Source organism: Curtobacterium herbarum, from assembly GCF_016907335.1.
Taxonomy (GTDB): Bacteria; Actinomycetota; Actinomycetes; order Actinomycetales; family Microbacteriaceae; genus Curtobacterium; species Curtobacterium herbarum.
In genome coordinates this window covers 2,772,229-2,794,080 of sequence record NZ_JAFBBT010000001.1, presented here as the reverse complement: position 1 = coordinate 2,794,080, position 21,852 = coordinate 2,772,229, and the positions used below count along the sequence as shown (strand labels likewise).

At 72.9% G+C, this 21,852-nt stretch carries 25 protein-coding genes; 16 read left to right on the top strand and 9 right to left on the bottom strand.

From position 1 onward, the window contains the following. Positions 1-102: 102 nt before the first annotated feature. Positions 103-738, bottom strand: a complete 636-nt coding sequence (locus JOD51_RS13245) for an MBL fold metallo-hydrolase (protein WP_204609236.1) — start codon at positions 736-738, stop codon at positions 103-105. Between the two features lie 37 nt (positions 739-775). On the opposite strand from JOD51_RS13245, the gene JOD51_RS17400 reads away from it, so the two are divergent. Then, the gene (locus JOD51_RS17400) at positions 776-1,219 is read left to right on the top strand and encodes a MarR family winged helix-turn-helix transcriptional regulator (RefSeq protein ID WP_275578891.1); all 444 of its coding nucleotides are present in this window, start codon (positions 776-778) and stop codon (positions 1,217-1,219) included. Between the two features lie 102 nt (positions 1,220-1,321). Here JOD51_RS17400 and JOD51_RS13235 read toward each other — a convergent pair whose 3' ends face one another. Both JOD51_RS13235 and JOD51_RS13230 read right to left on the bottom strand, forming a co-directional pair. After that, positions 1,322-1,657: a hypothetical protein gene (locus JOD51_RS13235; protein ID WP_204609232.1), complete on the bottom strand. Its 336-nt coding sequence runs from the start codon at positions 1,655-1,657 to the stop codon at positions 1,322-1,324. 162 nt (positions 1,658-1,819) lie between these two features. Continuing rightward, positions 1,820-7,210 (bottom strand): DUF6531 domain-containing protein, encoded by a 5,391-nt coding sequence (locus tag JOD51_RS13230; RefSeq protein WP_204609230.1) that lies wholly within the window; start codon positions 7,208-7,210, stop codon positions 1,820-1,822. 102 nt (positions 7,211-7,312) lie between these two features. On the opposite strand from JOD51_RS13230, the gene JOD51_RS13225 reads away from it, so the two are divergent. Next, on the top strand, positions 7,313-7,837 hold the full coding sequence (locus JOD51_RS13225; RefSeq protein WP_204609228.1) for a hypothetical protein: 525 nt from the start codon (positions 7,313-7,315) through the stop codon (positions 7,835-7,837). 31 nt (positions 7,838-7,868) lie between these two features. Here JOD51_RS13225 and JOD51_RS13220 read toward each other — a convergent pair whose 3' ends face one another. Next, positions 7,869-8,399 carry a hypothetical protein gene (locus JOD51_RS13220; RefSeq protein ID WP_204609226.1) on the bottom strand — a complete coding sequence of 177 codons (531 nt, stop codon included), beginning with the start codon at positions 8,397-8,399 and terminating at the stop codon, positions 7,869-7,871. 334 nt (positions 8,400-8,733) lie between these two features. Here JOD51_RS13220 and JOD51_RS13215 point away from each other — a divergent pair, with 334 nt between their 5' ends. Continuing rightward, entirely contained in the window at positions 8,734-9,027 is a 294-nt protein-coding gene (locus JOD51_RS13215; protein ID WP_204609224.1) for a hypothetical protein, read from the top strand. Positions 9,028-9,114: 87 nt separating this feature from the next. Here JOD51_RS13215 and JOD51_RS13210 read toward each other — a convergent pair whose 3' ends face one another. Beyond that, on the bottom strand, positions 9,115-9,429 hold the full coding sequence (locus JOD51_RS13210; protein WP_204609221.1) for a hypothetical protein: 315 nt from the start codon (positions 9,427-9,429) through the stop codon (positions 9,115-9,117). Beyond that, complete coding sequence (locus JOD51_RS13205) at positions 9,426-9,938, bottom strand: DUF427 domain-containing protein (RefSeq protein WP_204609219.1); 513 nt, start codon at positions 9,936-9,938, stop codon at positions 9,426-9,428. The genes JOD51_RS13210 and JOD51_RS13205 overlap by 4 nt, the downstream gene beginning before the upstream one ends. A gap of 207 nt (positions 9,939-10,145) precedes the next feature. Here JOD51_RS13205 and JOD51_RS13200 point away from each other — a divergent pair, with 207 nt between their 5' ends. After that, the gene (locus JOD51_RS13200; protein WP_204609217.1) at positions 10,146-10,844 is read left to right on the top strand and encodes a TerD family protein; all 699 of its coding nucleotides are present in this window, start codon (positions 10,146-10,148) and stop codon (positions 10,842-10,844) included. Between the two features lie 55 nt (positions 10,845-10,899). Here JOD51_RS13200 and JOD51_RS13195 read toward each other — a convergent pair whose 3' ends face one another. The 3 genes from JOD51_RS13195 to JOD51_RS13185 all read right to left on the bottom strand — a co-directional run bounded on the left by JOD51_RS13195 (position 10,900) and on the right by JOD51_RS13185 (position 15,031). Beyond that, the gene (locus JOD51_RS13195; RefSeq protein WP_204609215.1) at positions 10,900-11,907 is read right to left on the bottom strand and encodes an AraC family transcriptional regulator; all 1,008 of its coding nucleotides are present in this window, start codon (positions 11,905-11,907) and stop codon (positions 10,900-10,902) included. A 188-nt stretch (positions 11,908-12,095) separates the two neighbouring features. Continuing rightward, positions 12,096-13,685: a GMC family oxidoreductase gene (locus tag JOD51_RS13190; RefSeq protein ID WP_204609213.1), complete on the bottom strand. Its 1,590-nt coding sequence runs from the start codon at positions 13,683-13,685 to the stop codon at positions 12,096-12,098. Then, on the bottom strand, positions 13,682-15,031 hold the full coding sequence (locus tag JOD51_RS13185; protein WP_204609211.1) for an alpha/beta fold hydrolase: 1,350 nt from the start codon (positions 15,029-15,031) through the stop codon (positions 13,682-13,684). Before JOD51_RS13185 ends, JOD51_RS13190 begins: the two co-directional genes overlap by 4 nt. 344 nt (positions 15,032-15,375) lie before the next feature. On the opposite strand from JOD51_RS13185, the gene JOD51_RS13180 reads away from it, so the two are divergent. From JOD51_RS13180 to JOD51_RS13125, 12 genes are all read left to right on the top strand, one after another. Next, the gene (locus JOD51_RS13180; RefSeq protein WP_204609210.1) at positions 15,376-15,837 is read left to right on the top strand and encodes an Asp23/Gls24 family envelope stress response protein; all 462 of its coding nucleotides are present in this window, start codon (positions 15,376-15,378) and stop codon (positions 15,835-15,837) included. Further along, positions 15,834-16,025: a DUF2273 domain-containing protein gene (locus JOD51_RS13175; RefSeq protein WP_111075799.1), complete on the top strand. Its 192-nt coding sequence runs from the start codon at positions 15,834-15,836 to the stop codon at positions 16,023-16,025. The genes JOD51_RS13180 and JOD51_RS13175 overlap by 4 nt, the downstream gene beginning before the upstream one ends. Next, entirely contained in the window at positions 16,022-16,339 is a 318-nt protein-coding gene (locus tag JOD51_RS13170) for a hypothetical protein (RefSeq protein WP_204609208.1), read from the top strand. Before JOD51_RS13175 ends, JOD51_RS13170 begins: the two co-directional genes overlap by 4 nt. 12 nt (positions 16,340-16,351) lie before the next feature. Next, entirely contained in the window at positions 16,352-16,927 is a 576-nt protein-coding gene (locus JOD51_RS13165) for an Asp23/Gls24 family envelope stress response protein (RefSeq protein WP_204609206.1), read from the top strand. Then, the gene (locus JOD51_RS13160; RefSeq protein ID WP_204609204.1) at positions 16,924-17,487 is read left to right on the top strand and encodes a hypothetical protein; all 564 of its coding nucleotides are present in this window, start codon (positions 16,924-16,926) and stop codon (positions 17,485-17,487) included. The genes JOD51_RS13165 and JOD51_RS13160 overlap by 4 nt, the downstream gene beginning before the upstream one ends. A 127-nt stretch (positions 17,488-17,614) precedes the next feature. Further along, entirely contained in the window at positions 17,615-17,788 is a 174-nt protein-coding gene (locus tag JOD51_RS13155) for a CsbD family protein (RefSeq protein WP_111075803.1), read from the top strand. Positions 17,789-17,875: 87 nt separating this feature from the next. Beyond that, entirely contained in the window at positions 17,876-18,913 is a 1,038-nt protein-coding gene (locus tag JOD51_RS13150) for an Asp23/Gls24 family envelope stress response protein (protein ID WP_204609202.1), read from the top strand. Then, positions 18,910-19,332, top strand: a complete 423-nt coding sequence (locus JOD51_RS13145) for an MFS transporter permease (protein WP_239539876.1) — start codon at positions 18,910-18,912, stop codon at positions 19,330-19,332. The genes JOD51_RS13150 and JOD51_RS13145 overlap by 4 nt, the downstream gene beginning before the upstream one ends. A 360-nt stretch (positions 19,333-19,692) precedes the next feature. Next, on the top strand, positions 19,693-19,962 hold the full coding sequence (locus JOD51_RS13140; protein WP_111075805.1) for a GlsB/YeaQ/YmgE family stress response membrane protein: 270 nt from the start codon (positions 19,693-19,695) through the stop codon (positions 19,960-19,962). A 134-nt stretch (positions 19,963-20,096) separates the two neighbouring features. After that, positions 20,097-21,062, top strand: a complete 966-nt coding sequence (locus JOD51_RS13135) for an AraC family transcriptional regulator (protein WP_204609200.1) — start codon at positions 20,097-20,099, stop codon at positions 21,060-21,062. 284 nt (positions 21,063-21,346) lie between these two features. Continuing rightward, the gene (locus tag JOD51_RS13130) at positions 21,347-21,514 is read left to right on the top strand and encodes a hypothetical protein (RefSeq protein WP_181432932.1); all 168 of its coding nucleotides are present in this window, start codon (positions 21,347-21,349) and stop codon (positions 21,512-21,514) included. A 35-nt stretch (positions 21,515-21,549) separates the two neighbouring features. Further along, a complete protein-coding gene (locus tag JOD51_RS13125; protein WP_204609198.1) occupies positions 21,550-21,810 on the top strand; it encodes a hypothetical protein in 261 nt (86 codons plus the stop codon). Positions 21,811-21,852: the final 42 nt, after the last annotated feature.

Sequence of the window (21,852 nt, the reverse complement as noted above, 5' to 3'; positions counted from 1 at the left end):
CAGCTCCGGAACGGACCGCGGCCGACTCGAGGTGATCGAGTCGGCCGCGGTCCGTTCATCGTGCTGTCACCCGGGAAGCCGGGCGGTCGTGCGGTCGGGCCGTCAGATCGTGATCGTCTCGCCGTCGGCCAGGGTCACCAGGTCGATGCCGGTGAGCTGCCCCGCGAACTGTGCGAACGAGCCCTTGCCGGCGTCACTGAGCATGAGGTCGTGGATCTGCACGGCACGCTCCGGCTGCACGGCGCGGACGAAGTCGACGAGCTCGCCGAGCTTCGCCCACGGGCCGGAGGTCGGCACGAGCAGCGTCTCCACCGGCACGCCCGGCGCCGAGTACGCGTCGCCCGGGTGGAACACGCGGCCGTCCACCAGGAAGCCGACGTTCGTCATCGGCGGCAGGTCGGCGTGGATGACCGCGTGGTCGCCGCCGAACACGCGGACCTCGAAGCCGCCGGCCGTGACCGTGTCACCGGGGGAGACGGCGACCACACGGCCGTCGTGCGCACCGAGCGCGTCCACGACGGAGGCCGGCGCCCAGACGCGGAGGTCGGGCTGCGCGTCGAGGGCTGCGCTGAGGACCTCGGCATCGAAGTGGTCGGGGTGGTCGTGGGTGACGAGCACGGCATCGGCTGCGGCGACGAGGTCAGCGGACGCCGACGTGTAGGCACCCGGGTCGAGGAGGACGCTGCGGTCGCCGTCGCGGAGGACCACGGTGGCGTGGGTGTGCTTGGTGAGTTCCATGACCCGAAGTGTACAGCCGACCTGTACACTTTCGCCCATGGCCCTGCGCGACTTCACGCTCGACGACGCGAACGCGCTGCGCCGCGCGATCGGCGACAGCACCCGTGCCGTCCGCCGCACCGAGACCACACCCGAGGGCCAGGTCGAGACCCTCGGCTTCCTGGCCCGTGACGGCGCCCAGAGCATCGCCGCGCTGGCACGACTCCGTCGCGTGCGGCACCAGTCGATGCGGGTGACGGTCGCCGACCTCGAGGCGCAGGGGCTCGTCGAGCGCAGCCCCGACCCCACCGACGCCCGGGGTGTCCTCGTCGCGTTGACCGACGCCGGTCGCCAGACCGTCGAGGACCTCCGCCTCCGCCGCTCGGCCCGTGTCCTCGACGCCGCCGAGCGTGCCCTCACACCCGGAGAGCGCTCCACCCTCGCGCACGCGGCGGACGCGCTCGTCAAGCTCACCGCCGCGCTGGAGGCCGACGGCCGCTGACCGCACCGGCGAGCCGACGGCGGACTGGAGGCGCGGGGCGGGCCCGCACCGCGCCTCCCGTCCGCCGCTCGCCCATCGGGCGTCCCGGCCCGACCTGTCAGGTCAGGAGGCCGGCTCGAAACCGTAGGCCGAGGGATCCCGACGGATGGCGTGCAGGACACCCCGGATGTTCCACGAAGCAGTACCGACCTCGATCCGGTACTCGCCGGGTGGGGACAGTCGGGCGGCGATCTGCTCGTTGTTGGACCGGGTCACCCCGTCGCGCAGGAGGAGCCGGCCACAGTCCCGGGTGGAGATGACGACCTGAGGGATCGGCCCGCCGATCCCTCGAGAGGATGACGACTGCATCTCGCCTTCCGCTGCTGTGACGTCGCAGGTGATCGTCGTCCTGTGTTCAGCGTCGTAGGAACGGACCACGGCGGGGCCGACGAAGACCACTCCGACGATCACGAGGACCGCAACGACAGCGGCGCCGAAGCGGAACCAGGCGCGCCGCTGTCCGGGGCGGACCGACCGTGACGCCGATCGGTCGTCTGCCGTGCTCGCGCTTCGACTGCCCACGTCTGCCATTCCTTCGGTGTCATCCGTCATCCTGCCCGGTCAGCGAACACGGCTCCCGACGGGCAGCGGTCCCTCGCCGCCGCCGAGGAAGCCGTTCCAGGCGTCGCGCCTGAGGTCTTCGCCGGTGTCGCCCTGCGGCTTCAGCGTTTCGTTGAGCACGGAGCCTCCAGCGCCGGCCACGCTGTCCGCACCGAGACCGACGGCACCATTGGCGAACGCGAAGCCCCGCGACGAGGCGCCGTGATCGCCGGACAGCGGTGCCGCGTGCCGTCCGGTCCCGGCCGGCAGGAGGTCGTTGAGGTCGAGCCCCTTCTGCATCGCAGACGACGCCACGCTGCTACCCGCCCCGCTCACCACACCGGCTCCGGTGGTCTGCAGGAAGTCCGACACGTTGCGCTTGCCTTCGAGTGCCGGGTCCGTCATGTAGTCGACGCCGTTGGACGCGCCGCCCTCGACACTCGCGGCGGTCGCAGCACGACCGGTCTGGCTCATGATCCCGCGGCCCACCGTCGACGCCACACCGGTGCCCGTGCTGCCCACGACGGTCGAGGCGCCGGCCGCGGCCTTCATCCCGGACGCGACACCGCCGCCGAGCAGGCCGGTGCCGAACCCGATGAGCGACTGCCGTCCGACTTCGCCCCAGTTCACGTTGCCGCTGTCCGGCCCCTGCTTCAGGACCGAGAAGCCACCCGCGAGCAGACCACCGGACGTCGCGGCCATCGCCAGGGTGACGAGCGCGCCCCCGGGCACGAACATCAGGGCGACCCCGACTCCGATCGCGGCGTAGGCGGCGATCGCCTCCTTGTGGTCGGCGATCCAGTTCCCCGCCGTGGCGAAGTTGCCGACCCGGGCGTCGTTGTACGCCTTGAGGTCCTCGTCCGTCGCCGGGCGCAGTCCCAGCGGGTCGATCGCGTGCAGCGGGTCGTTGCCCGCGTACGAGTACGGGTTGCCGGCCCAGCCGGCGCCCACGACGGGCGCAAGCGGGTCGGCCGAGAGGAAGCCCCGCGCGACCGGGTCGTAGACGCGGGCACCGAGCCACTCGAGACCGCCGACACCGAGGCCGCCGGTGGCGGACAGCGTCACGCCGGTCGGCAGACCCAGTTCGGACTGGAGGCCCGTGGCAGCCGCCAGCACCGCCCACGGGTCCTGCGCATCGGTCGCGCGGGCACCGCGCCAGCCGTTCGTGTCGGCGGCGTCCCCGACCAGGGTGACCCCGCCCGGGAGTTCGAGCAGCGAGGTCCCGGCGACGCTGACGAGCGTCGGCACGAGGGCGGCGGTGTCCCACCACGTCTCGGCCCCGCCGGCGTCGGCGAGCTCGCCGAGCACGTCCACCCAGAGGTCGACACGGTCGGTCTCGCGGTACTCGGCGTCGCGTTCGACGACTCCGCCCAGGTACCCGAGCGCGGACCAGGTGTACTCCGTGGTCGCGCCGTCCGGCGTGGTGCGGCGGACCCGACGTCCGAGGCCGTCCGCGACGTACTCGGTCCGCTCGCCGTCCGTCGTCGACGCCAGGAGGACGCCGGCGGCGTCGTACTCGTGGCGGGTCTCCACCCCGTCGACGGTCTCGGCGACGAGTCGGCCGCCAGCGTCGTACGTCCAGGTGCGCCCACGACCGTCGTCGTCGAGCGCGCTGACCAGCTGACCGGCGGCATCGTGCCGGTAGGTCACGCGTCCGTCGGCACCGGAGATCGCGGAGATGCGGTCGTCGTCGTCGCGCTCCACGGTGGTCTCGGACACGCCGTCGGGCGTCGTGGCGGTGTGGGCGACGAGGGCACCGGCGCGGTACGTCCAGTGCTGCACGAGGTCGCCCGAACCCGACTCGACCACCCGACCGGCGGCGTCGTACGAGAAGGTCCCGGCCGGGCGTCCGTCCCGCTCGACGGCCACGAGTCGGCCGGCGGTGTCGCGGCGCATCTCGCTGCGGGTGCCGTCCGGGTCGGTGCGTGCTGCGCGGAGACCGTCGGCGTCGTACTCCCACGCCACCGCCTGGTCGCCGCGCGCGCGACGGACGAGCAGCCCGCGGCGGTCGTACTGCAGTTCGTGGTCGAGCGTCCGGCCCGCGCCACGGGTGTGGTCGGTGACGATGATCCGGCGACCGACGGGGTCGTGCGAGACCTCGCCCTGCAGGGTGCCGTCGACCTCGAGTCGCTGGCGTCGGCCGGCCGCGTCGTACGACCAGACGACGACCCGCCCGTCGCGGCCGGTCTGGCGCACCGGACGGCCGGCGTCGTCGTACTCGATCGTCGACGTCCGGCCGAGCGGGTCGGTCTCGGCGACCAGACGGTCCGCGGCGTCGTACGCGCGGCGGGTGACCGCGCCGGTCGGGTCGGTCACCGTGACCACGCGACCACGGGTGTCGTACCCGTAGCGGGTGATGCCACCGAGCCCGTCGACGACCTCGGTGACCTGCCCCGCGGCGTCGTGACGGAACCGACGACGGCCGAAGCGTGCGTCCTGGACGGAGACGAGCCTCCCGGCCGTGTCCCAGCGGTACCGCGTCGTGCCGGAACCCGGCGTCGAACGGGTGACCACTCGTCCGACGGCGTCGTACTCGGTGCGCTCGACCTCGCCCGTGGGCAGGGTCCGCGCGATGACCCGGGACTCGGCGTCGTACGCCAGGGTGGTCCGCGCGCCGAGGGGGTCGACCGAGGCGGCCGGACGGCCACACGCGTCGTACTCGTAGGTGCTGCGGGCGCCGGTGGGCGTCGTCAGCGCGACCACCCGACCGGCCAGGTCGCGCTCCAGGCGGGTCAGGCCGCCCTCGCCGTCGACGAGCTCGACCGGGTTGCCCGCGGCGTCGTACGTGACGAGCTCGGCTCCGGTGGCGTCACTGGTCCGCTCGACCGGACGACCGAACTCGTCGAACCGCACGGCCGACGTCGAGAACGCGTCACGGAGGGTCTGGACGCCGGTGCTCGGGTCCGCGCTCGACTCCTGCCGGACGCCGGTCGGGTCGACCGTCGCCGTCAGCGCGCCGTCCACCGAGTACTCCCGCAGCCAGCGTGCGCCGGTCGGGTCGGTGACCGCACGCAGGCGTGAGAGGGCGTCGTGTGCGAAGGACCACGAGGCGCCGTCCGGGAGGGTCACCGATGCGGTGTTCCCCTGGTCGTCGTGGGTCTGGCTGGTGACGCGACCGAGCGCGTCCGTCACCGAGGCGACCTCGCCGTCGGGACCGTACGCGATGCTCGTCCGGGCGCCGGTCGCGTCGACCTGCGCGGTGACGCGTCCGGCCGGGTCGAACTCGGACCGCCAGACGGCACCGTCCGGGTCCTGCCGCGCGACGACGTTGCCGGCCGCGTCGTACCGGTACTCCGTCCGAGCGCCCGACGGGCTCACCACGGCGGTGACCTGCCCGAGGAGGTCACGCTCGATGCGCGTCGTGTCGCCGACGGTGTTGGTCACCGACGCCAGCTCGCCGTGGGCGTCGTGCGTCAGGGTGAACGCCACCCCGGTCGGGTCGACCGCGCGGACGAGCAGGCCGTCCTGCCAGGTCAGCTCGGTCCGGCCGCCGAGCGGGTCGGTGATCACCGAGGGGTCGCGGTCCTCGCCCTGGTACGCGAACGTCGTGACGGCTCCGGACTCGGCCACCACGGTGGTGACGCGGTCGTGCTCGTCGTAGCCGGTGGTCACGTCGGCACCCGAGGGCGTCACCGTGCGGACGCGGCGGCCGCGTGCGTCGTAGGCGTGCACCGCCACCGAGCCGTCGCGGGCCGTCGACGACACCAGGTTGCCGTGCGGGTCGTACGACATCGACTGGCGCTGGTCGTCCGAGTCGATGACGCCGACCAGTCGGCCCTTCGGGTCCGCGATCCAGGCGTTCGACCGCGACCCGTCGTCGTCGGAGATCGCCGTGACGCGTCCGGGCAGGTAGGCGAAGCGGACACGGCGCCCGTGCGGGCTGCGCTGCTCGACGACCCGTCGGTCCGCGTCGTACGTGTTGTCGGCCTCGACCACGCCCGCCGCGTTCGTCACCGTGACGACGAGGTCGTCCTCGTTCCACCCGTACCGCCGGGTGCCGGTCGCCGCGGTCACCGAGACCAGACGGAGCCGGTCGTCGTAGCCGTACTCGACACGACGGCCGTCGGAGGCCCGGAGCACGGCGACGCGACCGCCGACGTACTCGACGTCCACCGACCGCCCGCGCTCGTGGCGCAGGCGCACCGGGAGGTCGTCGGCATCGCGGTCGACGTGGACGGCGGTCCCGGGGCCGGCGCTCTGGCCGACCCAGACCCCGGCGGGGGTGAAGTCGATCCGGACGCCGGTGTTGTCGCGGACGACGAGCAGGTCGTCCTCGGCGGCGAGCCACCGGTTCTCGCCGACACCACGGTCCCAACCCGCGCCGCTGCGGGGGAACCGGATCTGACGGCCGTCGGCCTCGACCAGGGACGCGCCCTCGTCGTCGAGCAGCAGTCGGGTCTCGAGGACGGACGCCCAGCCGGGACCGAACAGACCGACCCGCCGGTCGAGCGAGTTGTACATCCGCGTGACCGCGAGGCTGGCCGATGCGGGCAGGAAGGTCAGGTCCGTCTCCGGCTCGACGAAGTTGCCGGTCGTGGTGTTGACCGGGTCCATCGAGAAGCCCGTCGTGGGCTGCGCGCCGTACGCCGTCGGCGGCTCGAACGCGAGCGCGGACCGGGTCGCCGAGACACCTGCGGCCTGCAGTGCGGCACCCAGCGCGGCATCCGAGACGGTGGACACCGATCCCTCGCCACCCGCGGCGGCGAAGGCGTCCGCGACGGTGTTCGCCCACGTGACGTCCTGGTCGTTGTCGCTGAGCCACTTCTCGAACCCGCTGACGAGTCCGGACGAGCTGATCGTGCCCCAGTGACACTTCGCGGCGAAGTCCTCGAACTTGCCCCGCAGTGCGCCGGGCTTGCCGGACAGGTCGGCGTTCAGCTGGGACGAACCGGTCGCGAAGGAGCGGAGGTCCTCGGGCTTCGCGGACGAGGTCCCGCCACCGCCCCCGCCGCCGGAACCCGGGTTCGGGGTCTGCCGGCTGCCGACCGAGACGGTCGGGTCGCTGAAGGTCGGCTTCGGCTCGGCCTGCTCGGTCGGTGCCTTCTCGCCCCCGAACCAGTCGTCGTGCCAGCGCTCGACCAGGTTCCGGTTCGCCTGCCGCTCGTCGAACTCCCGCGCACGGCGACGACGGTCGTTCTCGCGTTTCGCGGCCGCCTGCATCGTCTGCACCCAGCCCGAGACCGTGCGCATCGTCGACACCAGGTCTCGTGCACCGATCGCTGCGGTGGTGCCGTTCTGGTCGAACAGCTCCGCGAAGTGCCCGCGGAACTCCGCCAGGCCCGTGGTCTTGTAGGAGGAACGGGGCCCGCTCTGCGACTCGACGCTCGACGCGGTCGTCGACAGTGCGCTGATGAGCGCCTCTGCCGTCGCGTCGTCGAACTCGACCGGTTCGTTGCCGTGCGGATCTGTCATGATGTTCCCCCCGAGTCGTCGTCGAGCACTGTCGATGTCCCCACAGCAGCGCCGAACATCCCGATGCTACCGGACCAGCCGACTTCTCGTAGGGTGTTCTGCATGGCGACTCCAGCACCATCCCAGGGCGAGCGCAGTGCGGGCCGCAGTGCAGCCGGCGACGGGCCGCTCTTCCGTGTCCGACGGCGTCGATGGCAGTACATGGTCGCCCGCGTCGTGGCGGTCGCCGGGTTCCTCGTCGCGGCGCTCCTGCTGCTGGCGACGGCCGGGCGTGACGACACCGAGACCGGGTTCCTCATCGCCGTCGTGGTGTTCCTCGTCGTCTGCGCCCTGGTGGTCGTCCTGACGATCGGCCTCGCCCGCTCCGCCGTCGAGGCGTTCCCGGACCACCTCCGCGTCCGCTCCGGCTTCGGCCAGTGGCGGACGGTGTCGGCGTCCGACATCGCCACGATCGAGACCGAGGCCAGCCGCTGGTCGGGCTTCAACGCCCGCGACGCCCGGCGCCGGAAGCTCTTCGCGGTGTTCTCCGTGTACGCGGGTTTCCGTGAGCTCTGCGCGTGGCTGGAGCAGCACGCTCCCGGTCCGTGGGGCGCGTACGTCGCCCCCGGCGGACCGACGAAGCGCTGACCGGGCCCCGGGCCTCCCGCGCGTCCGACGCTCAGCGGTCCGTCGTCGAAGGGCCCGGCGTCGACGGGTCCGGCGTCGACGGGTCCGGCGTCGACGGGCCCGGCGTCGACGGGTCCGGCGTCGGCCCGTGCCCGTCCGTGCTCTCCGCTCGCCGGGTGCGGAACACGCCGGTGTCCGCGTACTCCCCGGCGAGCCGGATCGTGGCCATCCAGCCCCACACCAGGGTCGACTTGCCGACGTAGCTGGGCCCGGTCCACTGCTCCTGCCCGGCGTCGGCGGGTTCCACGGTGTCGACGACCTGCAGCCCGCCCTCCGTGAAGACCTCGATGCGGGTCAACGCCCGGTCGATCGGCGGGAGCCCACGGACCGCGTCGGCCGTCGGTGGGCCGTCGCCCTGCCACGGCAGGAGGGCGACGATCAACGGCGTGCGCTTCCGGGGCATCAGCTCGACGACCTGGAGGCACGCCCACCGCCCGGTGGTCCCCTGGACCCCGATGAGGTCCCCGATCCGCAGCGCAGTGGCACTCCGCGGTGCGCAGGGGAGCACCCTGGCCGTCACCACGACACCACCCGGTCCTCGGACATCCGGCCCCCGCTCCCCGACACGATCGTACGGGGGTGCGCGGACGGCGGCGGACGATCGAGCGGCCCGCTGCTGGCCCGGGTCGACGGCCAGGGTCGACGGCCCGGGTGAACGCTGGACGACAGCCATCGTCGAACCGGGACCGCCGGTGTAGGTTGAGCCCCGTACGGACCATCCCGATGCGTGCGTTCCCGACGAGACCGTTGCCCTGACTCGGTTGCGGGTGCCCCGCCTCTCCCCGGGGGTCCACACCTGTGCACACACCGCCGGCCTCCGCCGTGCACGCATCGAACTGGTCAGAACCCGGTTCACCATGAAGTACGTCGTCTACGGACTGACATCCGTCCTCACCAGCAGTGCCGCCGCCTCCGCGGTGATGCGGTACGCGGTCGCCCTCGGACAGGCCGGCAGCAGCGACCTCGTCGCGATCCCGGCCGTCGACATCGCGGGCGTGCCGATCGCCGTCGAGGTGCTCCTCGGACCCGGCGTCCCCCTGCTCGCCGAGCCCGCGGCGGACGACCTGCTCGAGCCCGAGCACCGGGAGTTCATCGGCGACCTCGAGGAGCGCACCCGCACCGTCCTGGCCCGCCGGTCCGAACGGGCCTGACGGCCTGACGGCCTGACGGCCTGACGGCCTGACGGCCCGACGGCCCGACGGCCCGACGGCCCGACGACCGCCGGCCCGGTCGGTTCCTCAGCCGCGCACGACCAGCGTCCCCGGCCCGAACGGCAGCGCACCGGCCCGGTACTCGATCACCGCACCCGCCGCTGCCGCCGCATCGACGCGCACCGAGGCCGCGCCGAACCGCCACCTGCGGTTGATGCCGAAGACGGCGAACTCCACGCTGCCCGCGTCGGGCAGCGCCCACGTGCCGGACCCCCACTGCGCCGGCTGGCTGACGCCGTCCACGACGACGGTCGGCCGCGCGCCCCAGGCGAACCACGGCTCGTGCAGCCGGAGCTCGACCCGGCGACGGGTGGTGCCGGACGGCAGCGGAGCCTCCGTCACCACCCGAGCGTCCCCGGCTCGCCCTTGAACGGACCGACGATGTCCGCGGTGATCCAGCCGCCGTAGAAGTCACCGGCCTGCGCGCGGACCCGTTCGCCGGCGATCTCGCACGAGTCCATCTGCGACGGGTACACGGCCACCAGGTCGCGCAGTTCGCCGTAGCCCTCCCACGGCGTCCGGTAGGTCCAGGCGCCGCGCCCGACGACCTGGTCGCCGCCGTGCACGTCGAAGTACGAGGCACTGCCCTTGAACTCGCACATGCTCGACCCGCTGGTGGGGACGAGGGCGTCGGGCACGAAGTCCGCGATCGGCAGGTAGTAGACCGGCGGGTGACTGGTCTCGAGCACCCGGACCGCCCCGGTCGTGTCGGCGATGACCTGACCGCCGAGCCGGACGACGACGCGGGCGTCGGTCCGCTCGACCCGCGGCGGGCGCGGGTAGTCCCACACGGACTCCTGACCGGGTCCGGGGATGTCGGGGGTGGGGTGGAAGGAGCTGCGTCGGGTCATGACACCAGTTCTACCCGTCGGTGCCGACCGCACTGGAGGCTCGCCACCAGCTGGCGCCTCGACTGGCCCTGCACAGGTGGTCGTGACCTCGTCGGTTCTCCACAGAACGGGGCGGTCGCTGGCCGTGTGGCCGCCTCCACGGCACCATGGTCATCGACGACCAGTACGACGACCAGTACGACGACCAGTACGACGACGGGGGACGACATGTTCGGGATCGGCAAGAAGAACAAGCAGGACGAGGTCGCAGCGGCACCTGCGGCACCTGCGGCACCGGCCGCGCCGGCGACCGGCCCGGTCACGGACCTCGGCGTCGCCACCGGACGCATCAGCCTCGAGAAGCGTCAGACCGTCAGCCTCCGGAAGACCCAGAAGACGACGGTCACGATCTCCTGGCCGAACAGCACCGACTACGACGTGTACGCCCTGGTCCGCTACCGGGACGGGCACGTCGAGACGGTGTCGCAGTTCGGCACGAAGACCGACCGGGCGTTCACACCGCGGACCGCCGACGGCGCCGTGGTGCACCTCGGCGACCAGCGACGCGGTGCCCGGGGCGCGACGACGATGGCGGACGAGGTCGTCGAGATCACCCTGACGCCGGAGATCGACCGCATCGTGCCGGTGGTCTACTCGGCGCAGTCGAACGGCACCGGGTCGTTCCGCCGGTACCAGGTCGGCATGACGATCGACAACGGCGCAGGCGACGTCGTCGAGATCGCGGCTCGCGACGCCGACAGCAACGACAAGGTCTACTCGTGCGTGCCCGGCGTCATCACGAACGGCGAGCAGGTGCACGTCGAGAAGGTCGAGCTGTACTCGGCGCCGAAGTCCGAGCGGCGGCCCGTGGTGAACGCCGACGGGTCCGTGACGATGGACGCCGGGCCGGTCAACGCCTACAAGTAGGGAGCCGGGTGACAGCGCGGCTCAGCGGAGCGGACGCGGCGTCGGCACGCCGTGCTCAGCTGCGCAGCGTCGCCCGCGGGTACTCGCCGAACTCGTTCCGGTACGCCGCCGAGAACCGGCCGAGGTGCGCGAAGCCCCAGCGCCGTGCGATGTCCTGCACGGACGTCGCCGAGGCGTCCGCCTGCAGGAGGTCACGGCGGACCCGGTCCAGCCGAGCCCGCAGCAGGTACGTCATCGGGGTCTGGTCCAGGTGTCGCTGGAACGCCTCCTGGGTGGCGCGGACGCTCAGCCCGGCGGCCTCGGCGATGTCCGAGACGCTCATCGGCTCGGCGACGTGTTCGTGGACGTACTCGACGGCGGCGCGCAACCGGGTCCGTCGGGGCAGCAGCACGGCGGGCGGCAGGGCCGTCGCGGTCGGCGGGTACATCCGGAGGAACGCGGCCGCGGTCCCGCGCGTCAGGGTGTGCCAGAGCAGGGTGTCGACGCCGCCCGTCTTCAGCTCCCGGGACAGCATGGCCAGGCTGCTCCGCCACTGCGTGATCGCGGCGGGGTCGAGGGTGCGCAGGTGGTCGATGCCGAGGTCGGTGACCTGTCCGGTGTGGAACAGCTCGTCGGCGACCTCGTGGACGAGTCGGCGGGACATGTGCACGAGCCGTTGGTCGTAGTCCTGGTACTCGAAGACGAACTCGCGGGCGGTCGGGAAGAGCATCGGCACGTCGAGCTGCAGCGGCACCCGGTCCTCGGTGACGTCGGGGACCCCGTACCCGGCGGTGATCCACTGCACGACGTAGTCGGCTGACCGGGGGATCGCCCCGCGGATCGTGCCGCCGATCTGGGAGCGGCGGAGCGTCACGTCGCTGTCGCCGACCGCGCTGTACCGGTAGGCGAAGGGGTGGTCGGTGGTCCGGGCCTCCCAGTCGTGTCCGTCGTAGAGGCGACCGACGTCGGCGACGACCGCGTCGCTCGAGCTCCCGGCGGCCTCGATCCGCACCGGTCCGACCGCATCGGCTCCCCGCGTCGTGGTCTCGGCCCGCCGGGCGATGGCGTCGAGCATGCTGGTCATGATCGTCTCCCTGTCGACCACCGCGCAGGCGGCCGGATCGCTGCTGTCCCTGTCAGCACTCCGTCGACGTTCGCGGAACTGGACGTCGAGCGGAGCTCGCTGATTGACACGGTACGCAGCCGTCCGTGAAGCGTTCAGGGGTTGACGCGCTCGTCACGGAGGTGTTATCACCGACCAGCTGTCGCCGGTCAGGCAGCGACCACCTGGCCCGCCGCCCGGTCTGCCGCCGCGTCCCCGCGGAGCATGCGGTCGGCCGTCCGCAGGGACAGCGCCATGATCGTCAGGGCCGGGTTGGCGATGACCGCACTCGGGAACACCGAGTTGTCGCAGACCCACAGGTTCGGGACGTCCCACGAGCGACCCGCGGCGTCGACGACCGAACTGCCGGCGTCGGCACCCATGCGCGCGGTGCCGATGGTGTGCGCGGTCCGTTCGAGGACCCGGACGTCCTGCCCGCCGGCCGCCTCGACGATGGCCGTCATCGTGCGCACCGCGTGCCGGCCGATGGCGTCCTCGTTCTCACCCGGGGTGAAGGTGATCGTGGCCTTGCGGATGCCGTGCTCGTCGACCTCGTCACCGAGCACGAGCCGGTTGTCCTCGTACGGCAGGCACTCGGCGTTGATCCCGACGCCGGCCATGTGCGGGTAGTCGCGCATCGCCTGCACGAGGGCCGCGCCACGGAGGCCGCCGCCCCGGACCAGGGAGGTCGCGAAGGTCAGCGGCTGCACGCCCAGGCTCTGGATCAGGTAGCCACCGGCGAAGTCCGCGTCGCTCGGGCGGATGAAGTCCTCGGTGATGATCGACGAGGGGTAGCCGCGGTACGACCGCATCGACTCGTCGAACCGTGCCCACACCTGGGTGGCGCCGTGGGCGGTGAAGTTCCGACCGACCTGGTCGCTGCTGTTCGCCAGTCCGGTGTGCAGCAGCAGGCGTGGGGTCTCGACACCACCGGCGGCGAGCACGAGCGCGCGGGTCCGCTGCCGGTGGTCGCGGCCGCCCTGGCGGTACACGACCGCCTCGACCTGGCCGCGGGCGTCGAGCTCGATGCCGTGCACGAAGGCCTCGGGGCGGATCTCCGCACCGAACGCGACGGCGGCGGGCAGGTAGGTGGTGTCCATCGACACCTTCGCGCCGTTGCGGCAGCCCTGGTGGCAGGAACCGCACGAGACGCAGGCGTGCCGGAGACCGTGGTGCTCCTGGTGCCGGTCCTCGGTGGTGAGGGCGACCGGGGCGTCGGTCGCGGTGATGCCGACCGCCGCGGCGCCCCGCATCATCATGTCCGACGACGCGTTCCGACCGGGCGGGCGCATCGCGTACCGACGGGACGGGTCCCACGGGTAGTGCTCGGGTCCGGCGACCCCCACGTCGTGCTCGACCTGCTCGATGTAGCGGATCAGCTCGGCGTGGTCGATCGGCCAGTCGTGCCCCTGCCCGGACTCCGTCGCCAGGTGCAGGTCGTGCGCACTCGGACGGGGCGTGAAGGCTCCCCAGTGCAGTGTCGAACCGCCGACCCCGGTGCCGCTGTTGTTCGGACCGAAGGCGGTCGGGGCGCCGCCGCCGCTGATCCGCTCCTCCATCCAGTTGATGTCCGCCGGTGCCTCGACCTCGTCGGGCAGGTGGTCGCCCGGTTCGGTGTTGCGGCCGGCCTCGAGCGCGACGACGCGGAGGCCCGCGCGCGCCAGGCTCGCGAGCAGCGGTGCGCCGCCCGCTCCGGTGCCGACGACGACCGCGTCCACGATCTCGTCCTCGCCGTGGTGGCGCTGGTGTTCGAGCCTCATGGTGTTGCTCCGTCCGGTTCCCATGCTTCGCGTTGTCCGGCTCCCAGCAGCTGGAAGCCCTGCTTGCGCACGCCGTCCCCGCCGTTGGCGAAGCCGTCGTAGTCGATCGCGGCCATCGTCGCCGGGTGGGCGAGCCACTGCTTGACGAGGTCGACGCCGGCGTCCTCGAACCAGGCGCGCAACTGCCCGCCGTCGAGGATGCCGCCGGCGGGGGTGTACGTGCCGTCGTCGACCGCGTCGAGGACGTCGGCCAGGCGCTCGTCCGAGACGGCGGCCTCCGGGGCGAGCACGTCGAGCGCTGCCCGGTAGGCGTCCGCGTCGGCGGGCAGCCCGTCGACGCGCCAGCCGTCACCCAGACCGTCGGCCAGCTGCGCGTCGACGCGGATCGCCAGGTCGATCTGTCGCTCGGCGGGCTGCGGCACCACGACGCGGGCGACGGCGCGGAGCGTGTCGAGCTGTGCGACGGAGAGCGCGCGCGGTCGTGCGGCCGGGTCGTCCGGCAGCGCGCGGGCGGCCAGGACACCGCGGTTCTTGGCGCTCACGCGGGGTGAGGCGATGATCCGGGCCGACGCGGCGGGGACGGCGGGGCCGTGGTCGACTCGGCGTTCCCAGAAGGAGCGGATCCGGTCGGCGACGGCGTCGGGCTGCTCCCACGGCAGCAGGTGGGCGGCTCCCGGGACCACGTCGAACTCGCCGCGCGGCCAGTGCGGCAGGTTCACCTCGCGCTGAGCGTCCGGTCCCAGGTCGCCGTCCTCGGCTCCGGCGAGCACGAGTGCGGGCACCGGGCTCGGTGCGATCGCGTCGGACCAGTCCTCGCGGCTGCCGCGGAGCAGCCATGCGGTCCAGGCTGCGGGGTCGGCGCGCCGGACGTCGTGGACGGCCATCGCGTACGGCTCCGGAGCGAGTCGGTCGGCGGTGTTCGCGTCGACGAACTCGGCGGCTTCGTCGGGACCGATCTCGTGGTCGGCGGCCCAGGCGAGCATCGACGCGCGGCGCTCCTCGTCCATGGGCTCGGGGGAGAGGGGAGACGCGGCCAGGAGCACGACGGCCCGCAGCCCGAACAGTCCGTTCGCCCCGCTCATCGTGCGACCGGCGACGACCGAGGCGACCTTGCCGCCCATCGAGTGGCCGACCAGCGCCCACTCGGTGGCGCCGCTCGTGCCGATGGCCCGCTCGACGTGCACGGCCATCTCCTCGACGGTCGTGCCGGTGACGGCGGAGCTGGACCCGAAGCCGGGGAGGTCGATGCCGACCAGGTCGACCGTGCCGCTGAGCCGGGCGCGCAACGCGGCGAACTCCTCAGAACTCGACCCGAGGGCGTGGAGACAGAACGCGGTCGCAGTCATGACTCGTTCCTACCGGTCGAGCCGCCCGGCTCCCCAGCCCCGCTGTACCCCTCGTGCGCGCGAGCGTCGGCCGCGCGTGCCCACGGCCGGGAGGCGCGGCACCGGTCGATCGCCGTGCCCACGCGGATCGGTGGGTCACCCCGGATCGGGGATCCCGCGCACGGACCGAGCCGCTATCGGCAGTCGGACGGCATCGGGGTACAGATCAGACCCCCCGGAGGGGCGCGTTCCTGGCATCCCGCTGGAAGTCGTGACGACGCCGTGACGAACGTCCTCTCCAGCCCGTCTCATCCGTGAACAGCACCCGCTGGGAACGCCCGGCGGGCCATTCGGAAGGAGACACCATGGCTGACACCACCACGACCACCCCGAGCACCCTCGCCACCAGCGCGACGGGGACGAAGAACACCGGCAACCACGCCGCCTCGGGCAAGACCGTCATCGACGACACCGTCGTCTCGAAGGTCGCCGGCATCGCCGCCCGCGAGGTCAACGGCGTGCACTCGCTCGGCAACGGCGCAGCGCGTGCCATCGGTGCGATCCGCGACGCCATCGGCCAGCGTGACCACGGCCAGGGCGTCAAGGTCGAGGTCGGCGAGAAGCAGGTCGCCGCCGACATCACGATCGTCGCCGAGTACCCGGTGCCGCTGCAGCAGGTCGCCGAGGGCGTCCGCTCGTCGGTCTCCCGCGCGCTCGAGCAGATCGTCGGCATGGAGGTCGCCGAGGTCAACGTCACCATCCAGGACGTCTTCATCCCGGGTGACGACGACGAGGACGACGACAAGAAGGAGTCGCGAGTCGCATGAGCACCACACTGAGCGGCGCCCTGATCGGCGCCATCCTGGCAGTCGTCGCACTGCAGTTCGGCTTCTGGGGCTTCGTCCTGGTCGTCGTGTTCGCCGCGATCGGAGCACTCGTCGCGGCCCTCGTCACCGGTCGCATCGACCGGAACGCCCTGACCGACGTGCTGACCGGACGCCGGAGCTCCCGGTGACCGGCGGCCCGGGCACCGTTCCGGGCCGTGTCGAGATCACCACCCGCGCCCTGACCTCGTGTGCGCGCGCCGTCGCCGCCGAGCGGCTCGGAGCGCCCGCGAAGCGGGTGCGGGTGGAACTCGGCGACGCCCGTGGGGCGTTGGCCCTGGAGATCACCGGCCCGGTCGCTGCCGGTACGGACCTGGTCCAGGAGGCCACCACCGCGGCGGCCGAGGTCCGGAGCCGTGTCAGCGCCCTCACGGGGCGTCGTGTCGGGTCGGCACGCATCGAGTTGACCGGGATCGTGCGCGAGCGCGACACCCGGGTCCGGTAGGAGGAGAACACCATGAGCAGCAGTTCCGTCGAACGCCGGCTGCGTCGCCGCAGCGTGCACCGTTCCCGGTCCACGGCAGTGTCCGTGGCGTTGGTGGTGCTCGTCCTGGTCGCGGCGTGGATCGGCACCGAGTCGGTCCTCCGTGCGGTCGGTGCGGCGCCACTGCTGGCCGACCCGCAGACCGCGGTGGACGCCGCACTCAAGCCGGACGCGACCTTCGTCACCCTCGTCGAGGTGATCGCCGCGGTGCTCGTCATCGCCGGTGTGGTCCTCGTCGTCCTGGCCCTGAAGCCCGGCCGGCAGCACCGCTCCGTGGTGCCGCACGACCGCGGCGCCGTGGTCATCGACTCGTCGATCATCGCCTCGACCGCCCGGAACGCCGCCGGCCTCGCCGCCGGTGTGCCGGACGCCCACACCACCGCGAGCGCCCGTGGCGCCCGGACCGAGGTGCACGTCGTCCCGATGTCCGGCGTCCCGGTGGACTCGGCAGCCGTCGAGCACGCCGTCGCCGAACGCCTGGGTCGCCTGGACGACCGGTTCGGCCGCCACGTCACCGTCCGCGTCAGCGAGAAGGGCACCCTGTCATGACCTCGAGCAACCGCACCCTGAACCGGATCATCCTGTTCGTGCTCGGCCTCGTCGCCGTCGTGGTCGGCCTCGCCATGGGCGCCGGTGTCCTGCCGGCCGTCCGTGACGCACTCCAGCCGTACCTGACGTTCCCCGACCGCGTCGAGGTCCCCGCGACCTCGCTGTGGATCGTCGCGGCGGTCTGCCTCGTCGTGGTCGTCCTCGCACTCGTCTGGGTCTTCACCCGTGGCCGTGGCGGCACCGCCGTCGCCGTCCGTGAAGCCCAGGGCGACGACGAGGTCACCGTGAACGTGGCCCTCGTCCGTGACGTCATCGACCACGAACTGGCCGGCGTGCACGACGTCGTCTCGTCGAAGGTCGACATGTACACGGTGCGCAAGCACCGTGCCGCACGGCTCCGTGTCGCGGTCCGCCGCGGCGGGGACGCCGTCACGGTCCTCGATGCCGTGGACTCGGCGATCGCCACCCTCGACCGGACCCTCGGTCGCGAGGTGCCGGTCCTGGTCCACCTCACCGGCGGCACCCGCTCGGCCCTCTCGAAGGCCAAGCGCGTCGCCTGACGGACGTGCCACGGGCCTCCCGGCCGGCGGCACCACCAGCACCACCAGTACGACCAGTACGACCAGTACGACCCACACCACACCACCGCGGTCGAACCATTGACCGCACGAACGGAAGGAGCCCGTCATGGGACTCGACGACAAGATCAAGAACGCTGCTCAGGACATCGCGGGCAAGGCCAAGGAGGCCTTCGGCAACGCGACCAACGACGACTCCAAGGTCGCCGAAGGCAAGAAGGACCAGGCCGCCGCGAGCGCGAAGCAGACCGGCGAGGACGTCAAGGACGTCTTCCGCAAGTAGCGACCAGCTGACACGACGGGGCACGCGCGCGTTCGAGCGCGGTGCCCCGTCGTGCGCTCACGGCCCGCTCGATCCGAGGAGGAAACCATGCAGAACGACACCCCCGTGCAGCACGACACGCACGCACACACGCAGCTCACCCCCGTTGACCTGCCCGCGTCCCTGACCGCCCCGCTCCCCGAGGACGCCGCGGCCGTCACCGTCGCTGCCCGGACCGCGGCGGTCACCGCCCTCGGTGTCGACGGGGTCCACCACCTCGGCGGGCTCGCCGAGCGTGCGGCCGACCAGGTCCGCAGCCGACTCGGACGCAGCGGCAGCGCCCTCGGCGTCCGCGTCGACGACGCCGACGGCACGCTCGACGTCTCGGTCGCCGTCGTCGTCAGCTACCCGCACCCCGTGATGGCGGTCGCCGCCGAGGTCCGCTCGCAGGTCGGCGCCGCCCTCGCCCAGCTCGCCGAACTGCCCGACCACGTCGAGGTCGACGTCCGCGTCCTCGACGTGCACGGCCCGTTCGACGACGAGCCCTCGAAGCTCGACGAGGCCGTCGAGTCCGTGCGTGGCGCGGCCTCGGACGCGGCGGACACCGTCTCCGACGCGGCGAAGTCCGCAGGGGAGCGCGCTCGATCGGCGGCCGACACGACGAAGTCCGTCGCTTCCGACGCCCTCGCGGCGGCGTCCGCGACGGCCTCGGACGCTGCCGCCTCGGCACGGGACGCCGCCGGGCACGCCCGTGACGCGGTCTCGGACGCCGCCGACGCCGCCGGCGAGGCGACCTCGGACGCGGCGGACACGGCACGGCGCACCGCCTCGGACGTCGCCGACCGCGCCGCCGATGCGGCCGACTCCGCACAGGAGGCGGCGACCGCCGCGGCCGAGCAGGTCGGCGACGACGTCGCGGACGGCATGGCGGAGGCGCGACACCGGGCCGACGCGGCCGACGCGGCAGACGTACCGGCCCCGGCGGACACGGCGGCGCCGGCAGACGCTGCGGCCCCGGCGGACACGGCGGGCTCCGGCCCGGAGGCTGCTGCCGACGCCCTCGAGGACGCTGCGGACGACGTGCGCCGCGCGGCACAGGCCGTCCGCGCCGGCGCCGTCGACGACACGGCCACGGACCGACCGTGAGCGCCTGGGCCGAGCGGCGGATCCGCCGTCAGGTGGCTGCCACCCGGCCCAGGCCGCGCGGGGTCTGGGTCGCGAGCGGCGTCGGACTGGTCGCGGTCCTCCTGCTCGGGATCGGGGCGTTCCTGCCGCTCGTCGGCTTCCTCGCCGGCATCACGGGGACCACGGCCGGGCTCGTGCCGTTCCCGTTCCTCCGCGTGACGCTCGTGACCCTCGTCGGCGCGGTCGTCGTCCTGGCGCTCCTGCTCCTGGCGGTGACACGGCGGCACAGCGCGACCGCCTGGACCGCGGTGGTGCTCGCGCTCCTCGCCACGGTCGGGGTCACGCTCTTCCCGCTCGTCGCCGTCGCGATCGGGTCGGCGGACCGCGCGGGCGACGTGTGGCCCGTCGTCTCGGGCCTCTGGTCGCGTTTCGTCGGCTGAGCTCGGCAGCTCTTGTCCGCATAGCGCAACGTCGACTGTGTAGTGTGCCTAACTACTTTTCCGAGAGCAGAGTGGAGCGGTACACGCAGCACCTCGGAAGGACCGGTCAGATGCACTCGACGCCCACGCGCCCCACATCCGTGGACGGGGACACCCCGACCGAAGCCATCGACATGACCGCTCTGTTCGCCGAGCAGTCGCGTGACGGTCTGCTCGACAGCATCTGATTGGCACTGCCGGTCACCACCTGATCGGTACCGCCCATCCGGGAGCGTCGAACTCGACCGCTCCGCCGCCCGACCGGGTGGCACACCTGCACCACAACGGCACCTCGCGGTGCCCGTCCTGAAAGGCACTCCCATGAGCTTCCTCGGCTTCATCCTCCTCGGCCTCATCGCCGGCGCCATCGCCAAGCTGATCCTCCCCGGTCGTCAGGGTGGCGGCTGGATCGCCACGCTCGTCCTCGGTGTCATCGGCGCCCTCATCGGCGGCTGGCTCGGCGGCCTCATCTTCAACGTGGGCTACGACGGCTTCTTCAGCATCCAGTCGTGGATCATCGCCATCGTCGGCGCGATCATCGTCCTCCTCATCTGGGGTGCGATCACCGGTCGTCGCGGCGCCCGCGCCTGACAGCCCTCCCCGGCGCACGTCGTCGGGAACTCGGAGAGCCCCGCACCTGCTGGTGCGGGGCTCTCCGTGCGTCCGGGGCGCTCCGATCCTGCGGGGCACGGGTTGTCGGTGGTCGGCGGCACACTGGGCAGTGCATGGACTCCGTCGAACAACCCCTCGTCCACGTCGACCGCCGCGGCATCGCCGTCGACGAAGCGGTCGCGTTCTACGAGCACGTCTACGGAAGCCAGGACATCCACATCGGGGACGCAGCGACCGAGGGGTTCTCGTGGCGGTACCGGGCCGTCGGGGACCACGACGTGACGGTGGGGACCTCGTCCGTGGCCGCACGGCGCTGGGGGACGATCGACCCCGGGGACGACTACGTGCTGGCCTGGGCATCCGCCCCGGGCATCCGGATCGACACCGGGTCCACCGCGCCGGTCGACATGCTGCCGGGCGTCCCGGTGATGTACCCGGCCGGGCGGGACTTCACGTTCAGCGCGGCGCCGACCGTGCAGCACCTGATCCGCTTCGACCGGTCGTTCCTCGAGTCCGTCGCCGCGGCACGCCAGGGCGACCTGCCGGCACCGCTGCAGTTCGCCGCGCGGCCCGATCCCGCCGCGCTCCAGCAGCTCCGTCTCGTGATCTCCGCCGCGGCCGGCGCACTGCTCGATCCCGGCACCGCCCGCGACCGGCGCGCAGCCGTCAACACCACCGTCGCCGAAGCGGTCGCCGCGACCTTCGACGCCCGTCCGGTGCCGCCGGCCGGGCTGCTCAGCGAGGGGCCGGCGACCATGCGGCTCGCCCAGGAGTGGATGGTGGCGAACGCCCGGCGGCCGATCACGATCACCGACGTCAGCGTCGCGGCCGGTGTCGCCGTGCGGTCGCTGCAGGCCTCGTTCCGTCGGCACACCGGCGCGTCACCGATGCACTTCCTCCGCCAGGTCCGGCTGCACCGGGTGCGTGCCGAACTCAGTGCGGCCGACCCGGACACGGCGACCGTGGCGCAGATCGCACTCGGCTGGGGCGTCGGGCACCTGGGGCGCTTCTCGGGCACCTACGCGGCCACGTTCGGCGAGCCGCCCTCGGTGACGCTCCGTCGTCGTCGGAGCGTGTGACGGCCCTCCCACGGACCGCGTGACGCGCGCTCGTCGGAACGCGTGACGGCCCTCCAGACGGAACGCACGACGCACCGCTCGTCGGAGCGCGTGACGCGCCTCCCGTCGGACCACGTCACGGGCCGCCCCGACCAGCCCGGAGCAACCGCGGTGCGCGGACCGGACACCGTGTCCAGCGGGCGTACTCCCGGGGCTGCGGGCTTGGCTCCGCGGGGCCCGCGGGAGATGCTGTCCCTGCGCCTCCGAACCCTTCGGGTCGGGCGCACCAGCAGGAAGAGCGCACCGTGAACGAGCGCGTCCGACCCTCCCTCCACGAACTCCGGCTGCAGGCCGACGAATGGCACCGCCGTGGTCTCAGCCACCCCGACGAGATCGACGCGATGGTCTCCCGTCGCACGGCCGGCTCGACGCCCGCCGAACCCACCTACGCCGACTTCTTCACCGTCGTCTGAGCCGCGCCGACCGCGCCACCCGTAGGCTCGGCCACATGTCCGACTTCCCCGCAGACCAGGCCGCCGTCGTCCGCATCGAACGCTCCGGGGACGGCCGGTGGGACCTCACCCTGCTCGGTGCCAGCGGCGTCGCGATCGGGCACGGCGTGCACGTGTTCGACCGCGCGGAGGACGACGGGGTCGACGAACTCGCGGCCGCGCAGGACTTCGTCGGCGGCTACGGCTGGCGCTTCGAGGGCGACGCCGTGCAGCAGGACGGCGCGGACGCGTTCTGGGCACCGCTCATCCGCACCTGAGCGGTCCTCACCCCAGTCCGGGTGAACCTCGGGATCCTGCGT